The organism is Streptomyces specialis (assembly GCF_001493375.1).
GTDB classification, from domain to species: domain Bacteria; phylum Actinomycetota; class Actinomycetes; order Streptomycetales; family Streptomycetaceae; genus Streptomyces; species Streptomyces specialis.
This window is the reverse complement of sequence record NZ_LN929897.1, coordinates 827,195-844,113: the sequence shown is the minus strand read 5'-3', so window position 1 is coordinate 844,113 and position 16,919 is coordinate 827,195. Positions and strand designations below refer to the sequence as shown.

General features: G+C 74.4%; 15 protein-coding genes, 1 tRNA gene and 1 pseudogene. 7 read left to right on the top strand and 10 right to left on the bottom strand.

Translation table 11 applies throughout. From position 1 onward, the window contains the following. Nucleotides 1–5 precede the first annotated feature (5 nt). Nucleotides 6–473: a peptidoglycan-binding domain-containing protein gene (locus BN2279_RS30895; protein WP_079032521.1), complete on the bottom strand. Its 468-nt coding sequence runs from the start codon at nt 471–473 to the stop codon at nt 6–8. A gap of 587 nt (nt 474–1,060) precedes the next feature. Between BN2279_RS30895 and BN2279_RS26460 the strand changes: the two genes are divergently transcribed. Further along, complete coding sequence (locus BN2279_RS26460) at nt 1,061–3,079, top strand: MDR family MFS transporter (protein WP_059013533.1); 2,019 nt, start codon at nt 1,061–1,063, stop codon at nt 3,077–3,079. A 131-nt stretch (nt 3,080–3,210) separates the two neighbouring features. On the opposite strand, the gene BN2279_RS26455 is transcribed toward BN2279_RS26460, so the two are convergent. Together BN2279_RS26455 and BN2279_RS26450 are read right to left on the bottom strand one after the other, a co-directional pair. Further along, nucleotides 3,211–3,804 carry a TMEM165/GDT1 family protein gene (locus tag BN2279_RS26455; RefSeq protein WP_059013532.1) on the bottom strand — a complete coding sequence of 198 codons (594 nt, stop codon included), beginning with the start codon at nt 3,802–3,804 and terminating at the stop codon, nt 3,211–3,213. Nucleotides 3,805–4,089: 285 nt separating this feature from the next. Continuing rightward, nucleotides 4,090–4,653, bottom strand: coding sequence for a superoxide dismutase family protein (locus BN2279_RS26450; protein ID WP_059013531.1), 564 nt, complete (start codon nt 4,651–4,653; stop codon nt 4,090–4,092). A gap of 197 nt (nt 4,654–4,850) precedes the next feature. Between BN2279_RS26450 and BN2279_RS26445 the strand changes: the two genes are divergently transcribed. Further along, entirely contained in the window at nt 4,851–5,480 is a 630-nt protein-coding gene (locus tag BN2279_RS26445; protein ID WP_079032520.1) for a DedA family protein, read from the top strand. A gap of 7 nt (nt 5,481–5,487) precedes the next feature. Here BN2279_RS26445 and BN2279_RS26440 read toward each other — a convergent pair whose 3' ends face one another. Together BN2279_RS26440 and BN2279_RS26435 are read right to left on the bottom strand one after the other, a co-directional pair. Next, a complete protein-coding gene (locus tag BN2279_RS26440; protein ID WP_059013529.1) occupies nt 5,488–6,297 on the bottom strand; it encodes an SAM-dependent methyltransferase in 810 nt (269 codons plus the stop codon). Between the two features lie 96 nt (nt 6,298–6,393). After that, the gene (locus BN2279_RS26435; protein ID WP_059013528.1) at nt 6,394–6,933 is read right to left on the bottom strand and encodes a hypothetical protein; all 540 of its coding nucleotides are present in this window, start codon (nt 6,931–6,933) and stop codon (nt 6,394–6,396) included. Nucleotides 6,934–7,141: 208 nt separating this feature from the next. Here BN2279_RS26435 and BN2279_RS26430 point away from each other — a divergent pair, with 208 nt between their 5' ends. Next, nucleotides 7,142–8,518 carry an NsdA family TPR-like regulatory protein gene (locus BN2279_RS26430; protein WP_059013527.1) on the top strand — a complete coding sequence of 459 codons (1,377 nt, stop codon included), beginning with the start codon at nt 7,142–7,144 and terminating at the stop codon, nt 8,516–8,518. Nucleotides 8,519–8,526: 8 nt separating this feature from the next. On the opposite strand, the gene BN2279_RS26425 is transcribed toward BN2279_RS26430, so the two are convergent. Then, nucleotides 8,527–8,598 (bottom strand) — tRNA-Val (locus BN2279_RS26425). A 159-nt stretch (nt 8,599–8,757) separates the two neighbouring features. On the opposite strand from BN2279_RS26425, the gene BN2279_RS26420 reads away from it, so the two are divergent. Both BN2279_RS26420 and BN2279_RS26415 read left to right on the top strand, forming a co-directional pair. Next, entirely contained in the window at nt 8,758–10,026 is a 1,269-nt protein-coding gene (locus tag BN2279_RS26420; RefSeq protein WP_407702318.1) for a hypothetical protein, read from the top strand. A gap of 67 nt (nt 10,027–10,093) precedes the next feature. Then, entirely contained in the window at nt 10,094–10,756 is a 663-nt protein-coding gene (locus BN2279_RS26415) for a DUF4383 domain-containing protein (RefSeq protein WP_079032555.1), read from the top strand. Here BN2279_RS26415 and BN2279_RS26410 read toward each other — a convergent pair. Genes BN2279_RS26410 through BN2279_RS26400 form a run of 3 tightly spaced genes read right to left on the bottom strand, consistent with a single transcriptional unit; the run spans nt 10,689 to nt 15,150 of the window. Continuing rightward, nucleotides 10,689–11,516, bottom strand: coding sequence for an HAD family hydrolase (locus tag BN2279_RS26410; RefSeq protein WP_059013525.1), 828 nt, complete (start codon nt 11,514–11,516; stop codon nt 10,689–10,691). The genes BN2279_RS26415 and BN2279_RS26410 overlap by 68 nt on opposite strands. Continuing rightward, complete coding sequence (locus BN2279_RS26405) at nt 11,513–13,990, bottom strand: phosphoribosyltransferase (RefSeq protein WP_059013524.1); 2,478 nt, start codon at nt 13,988–13,990, stop codon at nt 11,513–11,515. The genes BN2279_RS26410 and BN2279_RS26405 overlap by 4 nt, the downstream gene beginning before the upstream one ends. Continuing rightward, nucleotides 13,987–15,150 (bottom strand): HpcH/HpaI aldolase/citrate lyase family protein, encoded by a 1,164-nt coding sequence (locus BN2279_RS26400; protein WP_059013523.1) that lies wholly within the window; start codon nt 15,148–15,150, stop codon nt 13,987–13,989. The genes BN2279_RS26405 and BN2279_RS26400 overlap by 4 nt, the downstream gene beginning before the upstream one ends. A 118-nt stretch (nt 15,151–15,268) precedes the next feature. Here BN2279_RS26400 and BN2279_RS30890 point away from each other — a divergent pair. Both BN2279_RS30890 and BN2279_RS30885 read left to right on the top strand, forming a co-directional pair. Next, nucleotides 15,269–15,742: pseudogene (locus tag BN2279_RS30890) on the top strand (TerD family protein); the annotation flags it as partial. A gap of 197 nt (nt 15,743–15,939) precedes the next feature. After that, on the top strand, nt 15,940–16,080 hold the full coding sequence (locus tag BN2279_RS30885; protein ID WP_234348110.1) for a hypothetical protein: 141 nt from the start codon (nt 15,940–15,942) through the stop codon (nt 16,078–16,080). Nucleotides 16,081–16,109: 29 nt separating this feature from the next. Here the strand turns inward: BN2279_RS30885 and BN2279_RS26390 are convergent, their stop codons facing one another. Further along, entirely contained in the window at nt 16,110–16,865 is a 756-nt protein-coding gene (locus BN2279_RS26390; protein ID WP_059013521.1) for a Tellurium resistance, read from the bottom strand. Nucleotides 16,866–16,919: the final 54 nt, after the last annotated feature.

Genomic DNA, 16,919 nt, shown 5'->3' with positions numbered 1-16,919 from the left:
CGGCGTCAGGGCTCGATGGTCATCGACTCCAGCAGGTCGCGCGTCGCGGCCCCGTAGACGCCCTCGGGGTCGCCCGTCACGCCGTTCGCGAGCTGGAAGCGGGCCACGGCCAGGCGCGTCTCGTCGTCGTACCGGCCGTGCAGCCCGCCGTTGTAGGCCCAGTCGAGCTGCCGCAGCCGGCGCTGCAACTCGGAGACCTCCGGCCCCCGGTCGCCCTCGCTCAGCACCGGGCCGTCGCCCCCGTCCGGCGACGGGCCGCTGGTCGGGCCGCCCGCCGGCGAGGGGGGCGCCGGCGGCTCCAAGCCGTCCGGGGTGGGGCCCCGCGTGCCCGGCCCGGAGGGGCCGGGGCCGCCTCCACCGGCCTCCCCGTCCCGCGTGCGCCGCTCCCCGCTCCCCCGCGCGCCCTTCCGCCTCGCCCCCTCCTGGGCCGCCCGGCCCTCGCCGCCCACGGGCACGGGCCCGCGAGTCTTCACCGCCCCCGGAGTGCGGCGCCGACGTCCCCGCGGCGGGGTGGGGCGGCGGGTGGCCGCCGAGGGGCGGGCGGAGGCAGGCCTGCCCGTCGTCGGCCGCGGCGGGGCCGGGGGGGGGGGGGGGCGGCGCGGCGGGGGCGGGGCGGCCCCCCACCGCCGCGACGGCGCCCCCGGCGGCGACGGCGATCCGGGCGCGCTGGCGCGGCTTGCGGTGGGAGGCGTGGGGGCGGCGCGGGCCGAAGAGCAGCCCGTCGCCCGGCTCGTCGAACAGCGCGACATCGGCCGGGTCGGGGCCGTGCTGCGGGGGCCCGACCGGGCGGGAGAGGGAGTGGGTGAGGCACTCGCAGTCCGGCTCACCGTTGGGCCGTGTCGCGCGACCACAGACGAGGCAGTCGAGCTGGTCGGCCATCACGCCCTCCCCAACGGTCGATTGGCAGCGATTATGCACCACCCGTCCGGGCTACGCCGGAGCCTTACCCGACAAGCGGATTCCGGCATAACCGGACAGAATAACCGCAAGGAAGTGCGACCATCCCGAAGCGTTCGAAGCACGCGGATCGCCGCGAGCGGATCACCGCGAGGAGGCGTCCATGACCCAGGCGCGGCCCTCCCCCGCGACCGGCCCCGGGCCGGCCGGACCGGGCGGGCACACCCGCGGCACTCTGTGGCTCCCGCTCGGCGCGCTGCTGCTCGGGCTGTTCCTGGCCGCATTGGACCAGACCATCGTGGCCACCGCGCTGCCCACGATCGTGAGCGACCTCGGCGGCCTCGACCACCTCTCGTGGGTCGTCACCGCCTACCTCCTCGCCTCCACGGCGGGCACGCCGCTGTGGGGGAAGCTGGGCGACCAGTACGGCCGGAAGACGCTCTTCCAGACGGCAATCGTGATCTTTCTCATCGGCTCGGCGCTCTGCGGCCTGGCCCGGAACATGCCCGAACTGATCGGCTTCCGCTTCCTCCAGGGCCTGGGCGGCGGCGGGCTGATCGTGCTGTCGATGGCGATCGTCGGGGACCTCGTGCCGCCGCGCGAACGCGGCCGGTACCAGGGCCTGTTCGGCGCGGTGTTCGGCGCCACCAGCGTGCTGGGGCCGCTGCTCGGCGGGCTGTTCGTGGATCATCTGAGCTGGCGCTGGGTGTTCTACGTCAATCTCCCGGTCGGCGCGATCGCCCTCGCGGTGATCGCCGGGGTGCTGCACATCCCCCGACGGAGCGAACGGCATGTGATCGACTACGCGGGCACGCTGCTCATCGCCACCATCGCCGCCGCCCTGGTCGTCATCGCCTCCCTCGGCGGCACGACCTGGGCCTGGGCCTCCTGGCAGATCGCCTCGGTGGCGGCGCTGGCCGCGGTCTGCCTGCTGGCGTTCCGGCGGGTGGAACGGCGGGCCGCCGAACCGGTGCTGCCGCTGTCCCTGTTCTCCGTCCGCACCTTCGCGCTCTGCTGCGCCATCGCGTTCGTCATCGGCTTCGCGATGTTCGGCGGCATGACCTACCTGCCGACGTTCCTCCAGGTCGTGCACGGCATCTCGCCCACGCTCTCCGGGGTGCACCTGCTGCCGATGGTGCTCGGACTGCTGCTGACGTCCACGCTGTCGGGGCAGTTGATCAGCCGCACCGGCCGGTGGAAGGTCTACCCGGTGCTCGGCACGGCGATCACGGCCGTCGGCCTGCTGCTCCTGCGCGGCCTGGACGCGGAGAGCGGCGACATCGAGATGAGCCTGTGCTTCGCGGTGTTCGGCATGGGCATCGGACTGGTGCTCCAGGTGCTCGTGCTGGCCGTGCAGAACGCCGTCTCCTACGAGGACCTGGGCGTGGCGACGTCGGGCGTGACGTTCTTCCGCTCCATCGGCGCGGCCTTCGGCGTGGCCGTCTTCGGCACGATCTTCCCCAACCGCCTGGAGGACAAGCTCACCGCCGCCCTCCGCGACACGCGGCTGCCGCGGGGCGTGACGGTGGAGTCGCTGCTGCACGACCCGCGCGGTGCCGGGGCGTTGCCGGGCGACGTGCGCGGACGCGTGCTGACGTCGTACTCGGACGCGATCACCGACGTCTTCCTGTACGCGGTGCCGGTGGTGGTCGTCGCGCACGTGCTGGCGTGGCTGCTGCGGGAGGACCGGCTGCGCGGCAGCGTACGGGTGCCGGACGCGGCCGAGACCGTCCCGCCGAACCCGGTCCACCGTTCGTCGTGCGACGAGTGCGCCCGCGCGCTGTCGGTGCTGGGCAGCCGGGCGGGCCGGCGCGACCTGTACGCGCGGATCTCGCGCGACGCGGGCGAGGACCTGCTGCCCGCCGCGTGCTGGCTGCTGCTGCGGATCCACCGCTACGGCTCGGCCGAGCCGTCGCTGCTCGCGGACCGCGCGTCGATCCCGCTGGAGGTGATCTCCCCGGCGGCGCGGCAGGTCGAGGAACGCGGCCTCGCCGTCCGCGAGGGTCTGCCGCTGATCGCGACCCCGCGCGGCCGGGAGACGGCGTCCCGGCTGGCGGACGCCCGGGAGAACATTCTCGCCGAACTTCTCGGCGACTGGTGGGGCCCGGACCGGCCGCGTGATCTGACGGAACTGGTGCGGGAGTTGAGCGAGGACCTGAACGGCATGCCCGGTTCCCGGTGACGGACGGGCCCGCCCGGGGGGTGGCGCGAGCGGGCCCGTTTTTGTACCGTGGAAGAACAAAGTGGTTCCGCCCGAGTCCCCGACCACGATCCGGGCGGGGCCACTGGCTTTCCGGCCCCGGGCGCGGGCCCTCAGCCCGTGATCGCCTCGTAGAGGCTGAACGCCGCCAGCAGCAGCATCACGGCCGCCGCGACACGCGTGATCAGGCGCAGCGGCACCCGCTTCATCAGGGCCCGGCCGCCCAGGATGCCCAGGCCCGCCACCGCCCACAGGGCCAGGACCGCGCCGACGGCCACCGAGAGCGGGTCGTCGTACCGCGCGGCGAGGTTCGCCGTCATGATCTGGGTGATGTCGCCGAACTCCGCGACCAGGATCAGCGTGAAGCCGCTGCCCGCCACCCGCCAGAACGACGGGTCGGCCGGCTCCTCGATCTCCTCGTCCTCCCCCTCCCCGCCCTTGCGCGCCTCCCGCAGCAGGAGCAGCGCGCCCGCGAGGAAGAGCAGGCCCACCACCGCCCGCAACGGCCGCTGCGGCAGCAGTGTCAGCACGCTGCCGGCCGCCACCGCCAGGGCGACATGGATCACGAACGCCGCCGCGACGCCCGCGAAGACGTACGACGCGCGGAAACGGGTGCCGAGGACCAGGCCCGCGAGGGCGGTCTTGTCGGGAAGCTCGGCCAGGAAGACGACGCCGAAGACGACGGCGGCGACGGAGAAGCTGAACACGGCGGAATCCTCGCTCGGGGTCCGGGCCACCGTGCCACAGGTCCGCGGGGATGCGGGGCTCCGGCACGGCAGCGTCGATGACACTGTCGGCCGAAGGTCTCGCTGGCGGACCGCGATCCGCTCCGGGCGCCGGGTCGCCGTCACCGTCCGCGCTGCGCGGACGGTGACGGCGGACCAGTATGTCGACGGTCCGGCGAAGAGCTACTCCCCTTCAGACCCGTCCACTGTATACGGACGGGTGTGCGGGCGGGTGTGCGCGGACCCCGGGCCGGGCCCGGCCCGCCCTCACTCGCCCTCGAACGGGACCGTGAAGCACGCCGCCCGGTCACCCGCGGTCCCCGGCTCCTCGCCGTCGTGCCCGTGCGAGGTGCCGTGCTCGTGCAGCACGACCGCGTTGGCCTCGCCCTCCCGGAACACCCAGTCCTGCTGGGCCACCGCGTGGCCGACGCCCAGCGCGTCGGCCGTGAAGTCCAGCCAGACCTCGTTCCCGGCCGTCGCGGCGCCCGGCACGTTCTGGTAGTGCGCGCCGGAGTCGGCCGGGTCGGCGCCGCACGGATCGGTGTGGACGTGGGTGCCGTACGTGTGGCCGGGCACCAGGCCCGTCGCGAGGACGGTGATCGTCGTGCGGCCCGCCTGGACCGTCTCGGTGACGAGGATCACGGCGCCCTCCGGCACCAGTTCCTCGTCGTACGTCACCGCCTCCGGCACGGCGGCCGCGTCCGCCGCCACCGACTCGAACTGCCCCACGGCGACGAGCCCGCCCGTGACCGGACCGTCCCCCGCGACCGCCGTTCCCGCCGCCGCCAGCACCGCGGCCATCGCGGCGGCCCCCGTGACCATTGCCTTCATCGCCTGCTCCCTCGCGTGGTCGGATTCAACCCGTGGGCCACAGTGCCCACAACGGCCCCTGAGACACCCGCCACACGCACCCGCATGCGCCGGGCGAAGGACACAGGCGTACGCTGTACGGCGGAACCGGGTAACGCAAGTACGCGTCCTGGCAAGTCACGGACATGACATCGACCGATGGGGAAACGGGGACCCACGTGCAGGAGACCTTGGGGATACTGCTCTATGCCCCCTGGATCTACGTGATCATCGGGGTGTCCGTGCTGCTCGACGTCTTCCTGCCGGTTCTGCCCAGCGGTGCCCTCGTCGTGACCGCGGCGACGGTCGCCGCCGGTACCGCCGCCGACGTCGCCGGCATCCCGTCGCCATACCCCGACAGCCGGCTGCCGCAGCTCTTCCTCCTCGTGCTCTGCGCCACCACGGCGTCGATCGTCGGCGACCTCCTCGCCTACCGCCTCGCCCTGCGCGGCGGGCGGCGCTTCGGTCACGCCATCGCCCGTTCGCGCCGCCTCTCCGTCGCCCAGCGGCGGCTGGAGACCGCCCTCAGCCGCGGCGGCGGCCCGCTCGTCGTGCTCGCCCGCTTCGCCCCGGCCGGACGCGCCGTGGTCAGCCTCGGCGCGGGCGTCGCCCGCCGCCGGGCCCGGGACTTCCTGCCCTGGTCGGCGCTGGCCGCCGTCGTCTGGACCTGCTACAGCGTCGGCGTCGGCTACCTCGGCGGCCAGCTCCTCGGCGCGAGCTGGTTCGCCACCGGCCTGTCGCTGGTGGCCCTGGCCGCCGCCGGCCTCGTCGCCGCCCGCGTCCTGCGCCCGGTCGCGACGGACGCCTGAGCGCCGGTCACCCGGCCGCCAGCCGCCCGATCCCGCCGTACCAGGAGACGTCCGCGTGGTCGGGCCGCCGGTGCTCCGGCTCGGTGGCCCGCCAGTCGCACACCACCTGGACGCCCGGCTCCACCAGTTCCAGGCCCGCGAAGAACTCCGTGAACCGCTCCCGGCCACGCAGCGTCAGCGGCACGCCCTGCGAACGGTAGGCGCGCTGCACGCCCATCGCCGCCTCCGGCGCGATGTCGGCGGTCGCGTGCGACAGGATGAAGTGGCTGCCCGGCGGCACCGCCTCGCGCAGCACCCGCACGATGCCCTCCGGGTCCTCCTCGTCCGCGACGAAATGCAGCACGGCCACCGCGAGCACGCCGACGGGCCGCTCGAAGTCGATCAGCGCCCGCGTCTGCGGATGGTCCAGAACGGCGCGCGGCGCGCGGATGTCGCCCTGGATGACCGCCGTCCGCGCGTCCCGCGCGAGCAGGGCGCTGCCGTGGACGAGGACGATGGGGTCGTTGTCCACGTAGACGACGTGGGCCCCCGGATCGGCGGACTGGGCGACCTGATGGACGTTCTCGGCCGTGGGCAGCCCCGAACCCAGGTCGATGAACTGCCTGATCCCCGCCTCCCGGACGAGATACCGCACGGCCCGGCCGAGGAACTTGCGGTTCTCGCGGGCGGCGGTGCGCAGCATGGGGAACGCCGTCAGCGCCTTCTCCGCGGCCTCGCTGTCCACCGTGTAGTGGTCCTTGCCGCCCAGGAGGTAGTCGTACATCCGGGCGGAATGCGGCTGGTGGGTCCGCAGATCGGGCGGCGGCCGGTCCTCCACGTATGTCTCTCCCTCGTCCCCGGGTAGATCAACAGCCCGCAGGGTAACGCCCGTTGAACGTTCCGCACGAACGTCTCCGGCATATTCCGGCCGCCGTCACGGTCCCGTGCCGTGGCAGGCGCAGTCGCACGCCTCGTAGATCACCGAACTGTCCGGCGGGGACTGCGGCACCTCGCCCTTCGTGCACGCCTCGCACTCCTCCATGTGGCACTCCGGCGCCCGGTCCCCGCCGCCCGTGCCCCGCCGGGACGGCTCCCCGAGCACCTGGGCCAGCGTGGCCCGCAGCGCCTTCGCGTCCGTGAGGCACCCGCCCCTCGGCCGGATCAGCCACCGCGTCACCGGCGCCCCCGACCAGGGCCCGTTCACCCACGCCGCCGGCGGCACCGCCAGACACCGGCCCCGGCCCCACACGGCCACCCCCGCCAGGCTCCAGCGCTCCGCCGCCCCCGGGCGCACCAGCCAGGTCAGCACCTGCCCGACCTGGTCCTCGATCACCGGCCCCGACCGCTCGCCCAGGCGGTCCAGGGCGCGGAACCCGGCGACGCCCGGCACCCGTACCGCGTCCCACCACCGGCCGCACGGCACCGTCCGTACCCCCCAACCGTCGGGCGGCAGCCACGAGGCCATCGAGTCCATCCGGCAACTCCCTTCCAACGGCTCACCCTTGGCCAACACGTACGGTGCGCGCCGCATCACCTAGTGGAACGGAACACGGCGGCGCAGACCACGCCCTTCGACCCGCCCCTTCGCCGTCCGGCGGGCGCCCTTTCACCCGCCCTTTCCGCCAACGGGCCCTGGGCGGGTAGTCACTAGCGTGGTTCGCCCGGACGGACGGAAAGGCGCCATGGCTGGAGCGGGACAGGGAAACGCCGCGCTGCGACGGGCCCGACGGGCGCTGCGACGCACGCAGGAGGAGATCGTCGGCGATCTGCGGGAGTGCGCCGCCCGCCTGCACGCGGCGGGCGCGCTCAGAGCGCGGGTGGAGATCAGCCTGCGGCAGTACCAGAAGTGGGAGAGCGCGCAGCCGCCCTGGCCCCATCCGGCCAGCCGCCGGGTCCTGGAGGCGTTCTTCCGCAGGACCGTGGAGGAGCTGGGCTTCACCTCCCCGTACGGGGCGGAGCCGGCGCACGGCTCCCCGACGAGTCGGCCCGCGCCGCCGCGTGCGGCGCCCAGCGAAACGGGTGATCCTACGAACCGACGCAGTGCCCTGGCCCTCCTCGGCGGAACCGCCCTGACGCCGCTGGTCGTGGTGGAGTCGGCGCGCGCCGAGGACGTGCGCGCCTACACCCGCAGGGCCGAACTCACCGATCTCGTACCCGACGACATCGAGTCGCTGGAGCGGGCGGTGCACCACTTCGACGTCGCCTACTCGGCGCTCACCCGGGCGCCGCACTCGCCGCGCGACCTGTGGCCCGTGGTCGCGGCACACCGCCACCGGGCCTCGACGCTGCTGGACGCCCGCCGCCACACGCTCCGCGAGGGCCGCGAACTCGCCCACCACGCCGGGATGTTGTCCGTGGTCCTGGCGTGGCTCGCGCACGACATGGGCCGCCGTGACCTCGTTCCGGCGCTGTGCGCGGACGCCTGGCACCACGGCCGCCAGGCCGGGGCACCGGAGGTGTGCGCCTGGGCGGAGGACGTGGCGTGCACGGAGGCGCTGTACGCGGACCGCCCGCTGGACGCCCTGACCGCCGCCACCCGGGGCCTGGCCGTGGCCCCGCGCAACGGCAGTGCCGCCGTCCGGCTCTCCACTCAACTCGCCCGCGCCCAGGCACGGTTGGGCAACCGTGAGGGCTTCGCGGAGGCGGCGGCCCGCGCCCACCGCCACCGCGACGCGCTGCCGGCGCACGGCACGGGCCTGTTCGCCGTCGACGCGGTCCGCATCGTGTCGGTGGACGCGACCTCGTTCGGCTGGCTGGGCGCCCACCGGCGCGCGCTGGACGCGGCGTCCGAGGCCACCGGCCTGTACGAGACGGCCCCCGCCCCGCGCCCCGCGCCCCCCCGGCGGGCCATCGCCCGCCTCGACCTGGCCCTCGCACAGGCCGCCCTCGGCGAACCCGAGGGCGCCATCGCGACGGCCCGCCGGGCCCTGAACGGCGACCGCCTGGTCCAGGCGATCCGCGACCGCGCCACGCACCTGCACCACGCACTGACCCGCCGCTACCCGGCCCACCCCACGACCCGCACCTTCGGCGACCACCTGCGCGCCCTGACAGCCTGAACGAAAGGTGGGTGCAGACGGGTTCGAACCGCCGACATCCGCCTTGTAAGGGCGGCGCTCTACCGCTGAGCTATGCACCCGGAATCGGGCCACAGCCTACACGGCCGCCTGTCGGGGCGGGGCTGGTGGGAGAGTGGCCGGTCTCTTAAACACATCTCCGAGCCCACGAGCCAGGCAACAAATCCGCAACACCGCTTCTTCTTCCAGAAAAGAAAAACATATACAACCGACGCTGTCCTATATGGGGCGGGTCGGCGGGGGGGGTCGGAGTGGGAGAGGGGAGGGGGGGGGGGGGGGGGCGGGTCGAGGAGCTGCGCGCGGAGGCGCAGGCGGCCAAGGACGCGGCGGCCGACGCGTTCTACGAGATGGACACCGCGCAGCGCGACCTGCGGATCACCGTCGAGACCATCACGGCCGCCGACGACAGCCGGCAGGCGGCGCTGGCCGCCTCGGACTTCGCCGGGTTCGGCCGGCGCATCGACCACGTCAGCCAGGAGTACATCGCCGCCGTCGACGCCCATGACCTGGACAGCGGCGCCCTGGACGCCGGGACCGCGTCCCGGGCCCGGGAGGAGCTGCTGCGGGTGCGGGACGAGCTGGTGCGCGCCCGGCGGGAGCTGGAGCGTTTCGGGCGCGGGCTGGAGCCGCTCGCGGCGCGCGCGGCGTCGCAGCTCGCCCGGGGCGCGCCCACCGTGGAACGCGCCCGGCCGGCGCTGCGGGAGGCGACCGGGGCGCTGGACGCGGCGCGCGCCGCCGGGCTGTCCGCCGACGGGCCGGCCGCCGCGCTGGCCGCGCTCGGCCCCGGGCTGCGGCTGCTGAACGAGGGCGCCGGCCGGCACGGCGTCAAGCCGACGATCCGCCGCGCCGAGGACGTGCGGCGGCGGGCCGAGGCGGTCGCCGCCGAGGCGCGGCGGCTGCCGGAGACCGCGGCGGGGATCGGCCGGCGGCTCGCCAGCCCCCGCACCCGCGCCGAGGCCATCACGACCCGCGCCGGGAACGTCGAGCCGGGCCCCAGCGAGCTGCGCCGCCGCTTCAGCGCCGCCTGCTGGCAGGACCTCCAGCGGGTCCCCGAGCAGGCCGCCGAGTCGGTGCGGCAGGCCCAGGAGGTGCTGAGCCGCGCGCGGCGGGCGCGCGAGGAGCAGCGGTTCGCCGAGGCCACGGCCCTGCTCCAGGAGGTGCACGCGCTGTTCGGCCGGACCGAGGAGGCGGTCTCGGCGGCCGGGGAGCGGCTGCGGCGGCTGGAGGAGGTGGCGGTCGCGCCTCGGCGGGAGATCGACAGGACCCGGTTCGTGCTCCGGGACGCGCAGCGGCTGGCGATGACCGGCCGGACGTTCCCCGAGCCGCGGCACGCCGGACCGCTGGACGCGGCGGCGGAGCGGCTGGAGCGGGCGGTCACGGCGCTGGAGAACGGCGGGCGCAACCCCGACTACTGGGCGTTCCTGACCGAGACCGAGGCCGTGCGGAGCATGGTCGCCGCCGTCGTGGAGGAGATCCGGGCCGGGCGTTAAGGACCGTTCCGGACGGGTACGCGGGGTGCTCCGGCCGCGATGCCACCCGGAGGAGGTCGAGTCCGCCATGCCCGCGACACTCGTCGGCACCGACGCGCGCGGGGAGCCGCGCCTGCCGCACACCGGCCCCCGCTCCCTGCTGCGGCGGGCCAGACTGGACGAGCACCTGCCCGTCGACCGCCGCCTGAGCCGCGTCTACCGGATCGGCGCCGGGCTGGTGGGGCTGGGGCTGATGCTCTTCGGCGTTCTGGGCCTGACCGAGAACGTCGGGATGTTCGACACCCGCGACGACACCGTCTGGGGCCTGAACACCAACGGGGCGCTGGGCTGGCTGTCGATCGTCGTGGGCCTGCTGCTCCTCGCCGGCATGATCAAGGGCGGGAACTTCGCGTCCACCCTCAACATGCTGCTCGGCGTCGCGTTCGTCCTCAGCGGCTTCGTCAACCTGGCGCTGCTGGAGACCGACGCCAACATCCTCAACTTCCGCCTCCAGAACGTGATCTTCAGCTTCGCCGTCGGCCTGCTGCTGATGACGTTCGGCATGTACGGCCGGGTCAGCGGCCGGCTGCCGCACGACAACCCCTACTGGCGGGCCCGGAATCCCGGGGCGGCGGGCGAGGAGCGGCGCCGTCGAGAACTGGCCGAGCGGCGCCGCCGCGAGCTCACGACTCCGCCGACAGGGCGGCCACCCGCCGCAGGAGGATCCGCAGGATCTCCTCCCCGCACCTGACCCCGCGCGACGGCAGCGGCACCACGTGCGGCGCGGCCCAGCCGGTCGAGGCCAGTTCGCCGTGGCCCGGCCGCCAGCCCTCGTGGGCGGCGAGCAGCAGGTCGGCGTCGAGCAGCGAGTCCCCGGCCGCCAGCACCGTACGGGCGCCCGTGCGCCGCGTGATCTCGGCGACGGCGGCGCTCTTGGTCAGCGGGCCGGGCACGGCGTACAGCTTGCGGCCCTGGAGCGAGACCGTCCAGCCGCGCGGCTCCGCCCACGCGGCCAGTTCCTTCGGCCAACTGTCCGGCATCAGGTCGCGTTCGACGACGAGATAGGTGAACAGCTCTTCCGCCTCACGCTCCTTGAGCAGCCACGACGGGTCGGCGGTGCGGACGAGGTGGTCGCGGACCTCGCCCAGCGGGACGCAGGAGGAGTCCAGGGCCTGACGGACCGACAGATTCCAGTCATGGTCGGTCCTGCCGTCCACCAGCAGGTGGCCCCCGTTGGCGCAGATCGCGTAACGCGGCACCGGGCCGGGGAAGTTGATCCGCCGGTACTGCTCACGGGTCCGGGTCGTGGTCGGCACGAAGAACGCGTCCGGATGCGCGGCCAGTTCCGCGATCATCCGGGCCGCGGGCTCGGTGACGAACGACTGCGGCCGGGAGTCGTACATCTCGACGCTGACCAGCCGGGGCGCCCGCGCGTCCGGCACGTCCAGGCCGAGGGCGGCGGCCGAGTAGATGAGGGTGCGGTCCAGATCGGTGGCGACGAGCGTGGTCACTGTGCGGCCCTTCCGTCGGCACCGGTGGCGCCCTTGGTGTAACGGGGGTGGATGAGCCCGACACAACTGTAGGGCAGGTCGTCGGTCTCCTCGACGGGCACCCCGCGCTGGTCCGCCAGCAGCCGGATGTGGTCCAGGTCGGCGCCCGCGCCGCGCCGCGCCAGCACCCGCCAGGGCACGCGGCGCAGCAGGACCCGGGTGGTCTCGCCGACGCCGGGCTTGACGAGGTTCACGTCGCCGATGCCGTACTCCTCGCTGATCCGCTCCACCGCGCGCCAGCCCTCCCAGGTGGGGGCGCGGTCGCCGGTCAGCAGGGCGTGGGTGTCGGCGGCGACGCCCTCGGCCAGGCCGGGGGCGTCGAAGTGGCCGCTGACGACGTCGAGGAAGTGGCGGGAGAGGTCGGCGCCGGCCAGCTCCCGGTAGTACTTGGCGCCGTGGAAGTCGTCGGGGCCCACCAGGTCGGCGCGGAGCACCGTGCGCGAGATCAGCCCGGACACCGTGGAGTTGAGGCACGCGGACGGGATGAGGAAGTCCTCGCGGGTGCCGTAGGTGGTGACGCAGCCGCCGGGGTCGGCCAGCACCGCGAGGTCGGGGTCGAAGCCGGGGAACGCGGCGAGCGCGTCGGTGAGTTCACGGGTGATCGCGCCCTTGCCGGTCCAGCCGTCCACGAACACGACGTCCTCCGCGTCGTGGTGGGCGGCCAGCCAGCGCAGCGCCGTGGTGTCGATGCCCTGGCCGCGCACGATGGAGATGGCGTAGTGCGGCAGGTCCAGGCCGTGGGCGTGCCGGGCCCAGCGGCGCATCAGGACGCCGACGGGCGTGCCGGCCCGCGCCAGGGAGACCAGCACGGGCACCCGGCCGGGGCGGGCCCGTTCGGCGAGCACGGCCTCGGTGACGGTGCCGACCGCGCGGGCCACCCGCGCCGCCGACGCGTCCAGCGCGGTGTGGAACAGCCGCTGGTACTCCTCGCTCGGCTGGTACTCCACGGGCAGCGACTCGGCGTAGTGCGCGCCGCCGGACTGGATGGCCTCCTCGCGTTCCTCGGCCGGGGCCTCCAGGGTGACGTCGGACAGGTCCTGGAGCAGCCAGCCGACCTCGTCGGGCGCGTAGGACGAGAACGCCGGTCCGCGCAGCGGCTCCGGCAGCCCGGAGCCCGCGGCGCCCGTCTCGTCCGCCCGCCGGGCGGACGAGACGGCGGCGGCCGGGAAGGAGGGCACGACGGCCAGGAACAGGTGCGGGGCGTGGGCGCCGAGCACCGCCAGCAGGCCGTCGGGCGCGTGCAGCCGGGGGGTGTCCCCGGCGGAGTCGGTGACGAGCACGATCGCGTCCCAGTCGCGCCCGGCGACGTTGTACGCGTACCGCGGGCCGGGCCCGTCGGCGGGCGCGTCGTGCGCGGGGAACCGCAGGCGGGTGCGGATCGCGTAGCCGGGGTCGTCCACCGGCAGCACCGGGGAGCGGGTGGTCGTGGAGAAGTACGCCTCCACGCCGTCCGCCGCCTCCTCCAGGGCCCCGGCGAGCCGCAGCGGTACGTAGATCAGCTCCTCGGTGCCCAGCACCAGCACGCGCCGGGCCTCCGGCGGCAGCGCGGCGGCCAGCCGCGCGCCGAGGCCGGGCAGCAGCTGAGCCAGGCGGGCGCCGTCGGCGGGCGTGAAGCCGTGCCGCCCGCCGTCCGGCAGCCCTTCGGGCCAGCCGAGGTTCACCCGCGCCGGGCGCGCGGCGAACGGTCCCGTCGTCTCGATCATGCCCGCCTCCTCGGCGGCGACGAGGGCGGCGCCGCGTTCCAGCACGTCCGCGGGGAGCGCGACCCGGCCGCGCGCCAGCGCGGTCACCTCCACGGTGGCGCCGAGGTCGGCGGCGAACTTCTCCAGCGCCTCGCGCTCGGTGTCCGTGCGCATGTCGACCAGCGCGGCGACCACGTACCGCTGCCGGGGACGGCGGCGGTGCAGCGCCTCGACGGTGTTCCGCACGGTCCGGCCGGTGGACAGTTCGTCGTCCACCAGCACCAGCGGTCCGTCCCCGTCGAGCAGCGCGGGATCGGCCGGCAGCAGCAGGTGCGACGTGTGGTGGCTGTGCTCCTCCTCGAAGCCGCCGACCGGCTCGACGCCCGGCACCGGGCGGCGCGTCGAGTGCAGGTACGGCACGCCGCCGAGGCCGTCCGCGACGCAGTGCCCGAGGCCGGTCGCGGTCTCCGCGTAGCCGAGCACGACGGCCTCGCGGGCCGCCGCCGGGCCCAGCAGCGCGGCGACGCGGCGGCCGAGTTCGACGCCGGTGCCGTGGACGACGGCCGGGCGCTGCGGGATGTGCTTGCCGAGCACGCCGGACACCAGCAGGTGGGCGCGCCGGGGGTTGCGGCGCAGCGCGAGACCGAGGAGGTCGCGCACGCCGTCGCCGTGCAGCCGCACGCCGAGGCGCGCGGAGACCCACTCGCCCGGCCATATCGGGTCCTGGGCCGGGTTCAGGTCGGCGGCGCTCATTCGACGCCCGCCGCGAGCAGGTCCACGAAGTCCACGCCGTCCCGGGCGACGCCGAACATCTCGGCGCGCAGCAGAGTCCGTTCGGCCCAGGCGCGGTGCGGCTTCACCTCGTTCATCTTGTTGGTGTAGGCGGAACGGAGCACGCCGCCGCCGTCCGGGCCGGTGCCGATGATGTCGGCCGCGTCGCTGAACTCCTCGTGCGAGACGACGGACAGCGCGTGCACGGGCGCGACGTGCGAGGGGTGGATGCAGGTCTTGCCCATCAGGCCGTTGGCGCGGTCGAGTTCGATCTCCTGGAGCAGGCTGTCCATGTCCCGCTCGATGAGGCGCCGGCGCAGGCCCTCGGCGCGTCCGCTGAACGGGCTGTTGCGCAACTGCGGCTTGAACATGCGCTCCTGGCCCCGGAAGTACTCCCACACCGGCCCGCTGACCGTGTAACCGGTGCCGTCGGCGCGGCCGAAGACGTTGACGACGTCGGCGATGACGGACGCGACGAGGTGCACGTCGTACGCGGTCATCTCGGGGCTGCGGCGCAGGCCGTAGACGGAGCAGAAGTCGGTGACGCCCAGCCGGACGGCCGGTATGCGGTCGCGGTACTTGTCCACGACGCGGGCGGCGGCGGTGAGGGCCTCGGCGCGGGTCTCCAGGTGCAGCAGCTCCGGCGACTCCAGCACCGGCATGGCCAGCAGCCGGCGGCCCGACATCACCTCGGCGCCGGTGAGGGCCTCCAGGAAGGCGGGGCCCGAGTCGGCGGTGAACTTGGGGATCACGAAGCCGGTGAGCAGATCGACGGCCGGGCCCAGACGGCTGGTGAGGCTGGTGATCTGCTCGGGCACGCGGACGCGGACGAAGAGCAGCGGCAGATCGGCGTGCCGCTCCTCGCGCATCAGCTTGCCGAACTGCTTGACCAGATTCTCCTCCGCGCCGGGCACCTCGGCGTCGCTGATGGAATCCTCCAGGCACAGCACCATGGACACCACGCCCGCCGCCGCCTGCTTGCGGATGTCGGCGGCGAGCCGGGTGCGGGTCGCCGGACTGTAGAGGGTGGCGCCCAGCGCGACCCCCAGCGTCCTGACGGGCGAATCCGGCCCGAACTCGGCCGGCTCCTGGTGGAACAGCGCGCGACGCTGCGCAGGCGAGAGATGCCCGTAATGCCGCATAGAACTCCCCGACTTGTCGACTCGGTCACTCCGGACGCTCCACTGGCCGCACCGGATCCCTCGGCAATCGTAGGCGGGCCATTGTTTCGGGGGTGTGGCGACAGGCAGGATTCCTGTTATGACACGTGCGCTGGAGAAGGGGGCAACAATTCACCTTCCCTTCGGCGTGTTACGCGCCGTGGTGAGGTGGACGCCCATCGCCGTCGGTTCGGGGCCCGCGGTGCCGGATCTGGATCTCTCGGTGCTGCTGGTCGACGCGGGCGGACGGGTGCGCACCGAGGGCGACTTCGTGTTCTACAACCAGCCGCGCCACCCCACGGGCCTGGTCCGGCGGCTGCCGAAGCGGCGGGACGCGGAGGGTCTGCGGGACACGGTCGAGGCGGAGCTGGCGCGGCTGGACGCGACGGTCCGGCGCGTGGTGCTGGCCGTCTCGACCGACGCCGGCTTCCGCGCCGCCGCCAGCCGCCCCCGGCTGGCGCTGCACGACGCGGCGGCGCCGGACGCGCCCCCGCTGGCGGTCCTGCCGCTGACGCCGCTGCCCCGGGAGACGGCACTGGTCGGCGGCGAGGCGGTGCGCGCGGACCGCGGCTGGGAGTTCCGCGCGGGCGGGCGCGGCTACACCGGCGGACTGATCGGCCTGGCCGGGGACTTCGGCATCACCGCGGCCGGCCGCCGGGCCCCCGACCCGCGCCGGCAGCCCGGCTACGGCTCTTCCTCTTCTACACAACTGGAGCTTCCTGCGCACACGGTAGAGGATGCTTCTTCTGCCGTCCGCTTCTCAACATCGTTGTGTGTATCTACGCAGCGTTGCGGTGCATCACCGCGGCCGGCCGCCGGGCCCCCGACCCGCGCCGGCAGCCCGGCTACGGCTACCCCCAGCCGGACCCGGCGTTCACCCTGCCCCCGCAGGGCCCCCAGTTCCTGCCCTGAGCCCCGGAAGCGGGAACCGGTCGCGGGTGTCAGGCGCGGAGGCGGCTGGGCTTGGTGCCGCGGCCCCAGGACATGCCCCAGCCGTAGAGGCGGTCTATCTCCGACTGGAACCCGTACACGTACCGCACCTCGCGCCGCGCCACCAGGCGCCCCTTGTGGTGCTCGATCAGCGCCACCGCGCAGGAGCGCGCGTTCGGGGCCGGGTCGGTCAGGCCGATCTCGATGTTCTTGCCGTCGGCCGAGACGAGGGTGACCACGACGTCCGCGCGGTCGAACGCCGGGATGCCGTCGTAGATGAAGACGAAGACGACCAGCCGCTTGAACTCCTCGGCGTGGTCCAGGTTCACGTACAGGTTCTCGCCCGAGCCCGTGCCGAAACGGTCGTCGCCGCTGAGCTTGATGTACGGCGGGGCGTTGAAGTCGCCCTCCAGGCCGCCCAGGGACTGGACGACCCCCTTGGTGCCGTCCTTCAGCTCGTACAGGCACGCCAGGTCGAGGTCGATGCTGGCGACGCCCTGCGAATGCCCTTGTATCTCCGCCGGCTTGAAGATCTCCAGCGGCCGGCGCCACAGCGTGGACCACTGGGTGCCGCCGAAGTCGGCGCTGCCGCGCATCCGCCACGACAGCTCGATCCGCAGCGTACCGGTGTCCGCGCCCTCACCGGTCAGCGGCGCCGTCGCGTTCCGCCGGTTCAGCTCCACCGCGTACGTCGAAGGGCCGCCCACCGTGTCGAACTTCTGCTTGGGCATGCCGCCGTGCCGCCAGTAGTTCCACAACGACACCATGGCCGTCCCCCACCCTCACTCGTCGGGTCACAACACACGTGGCGGGACGGACCG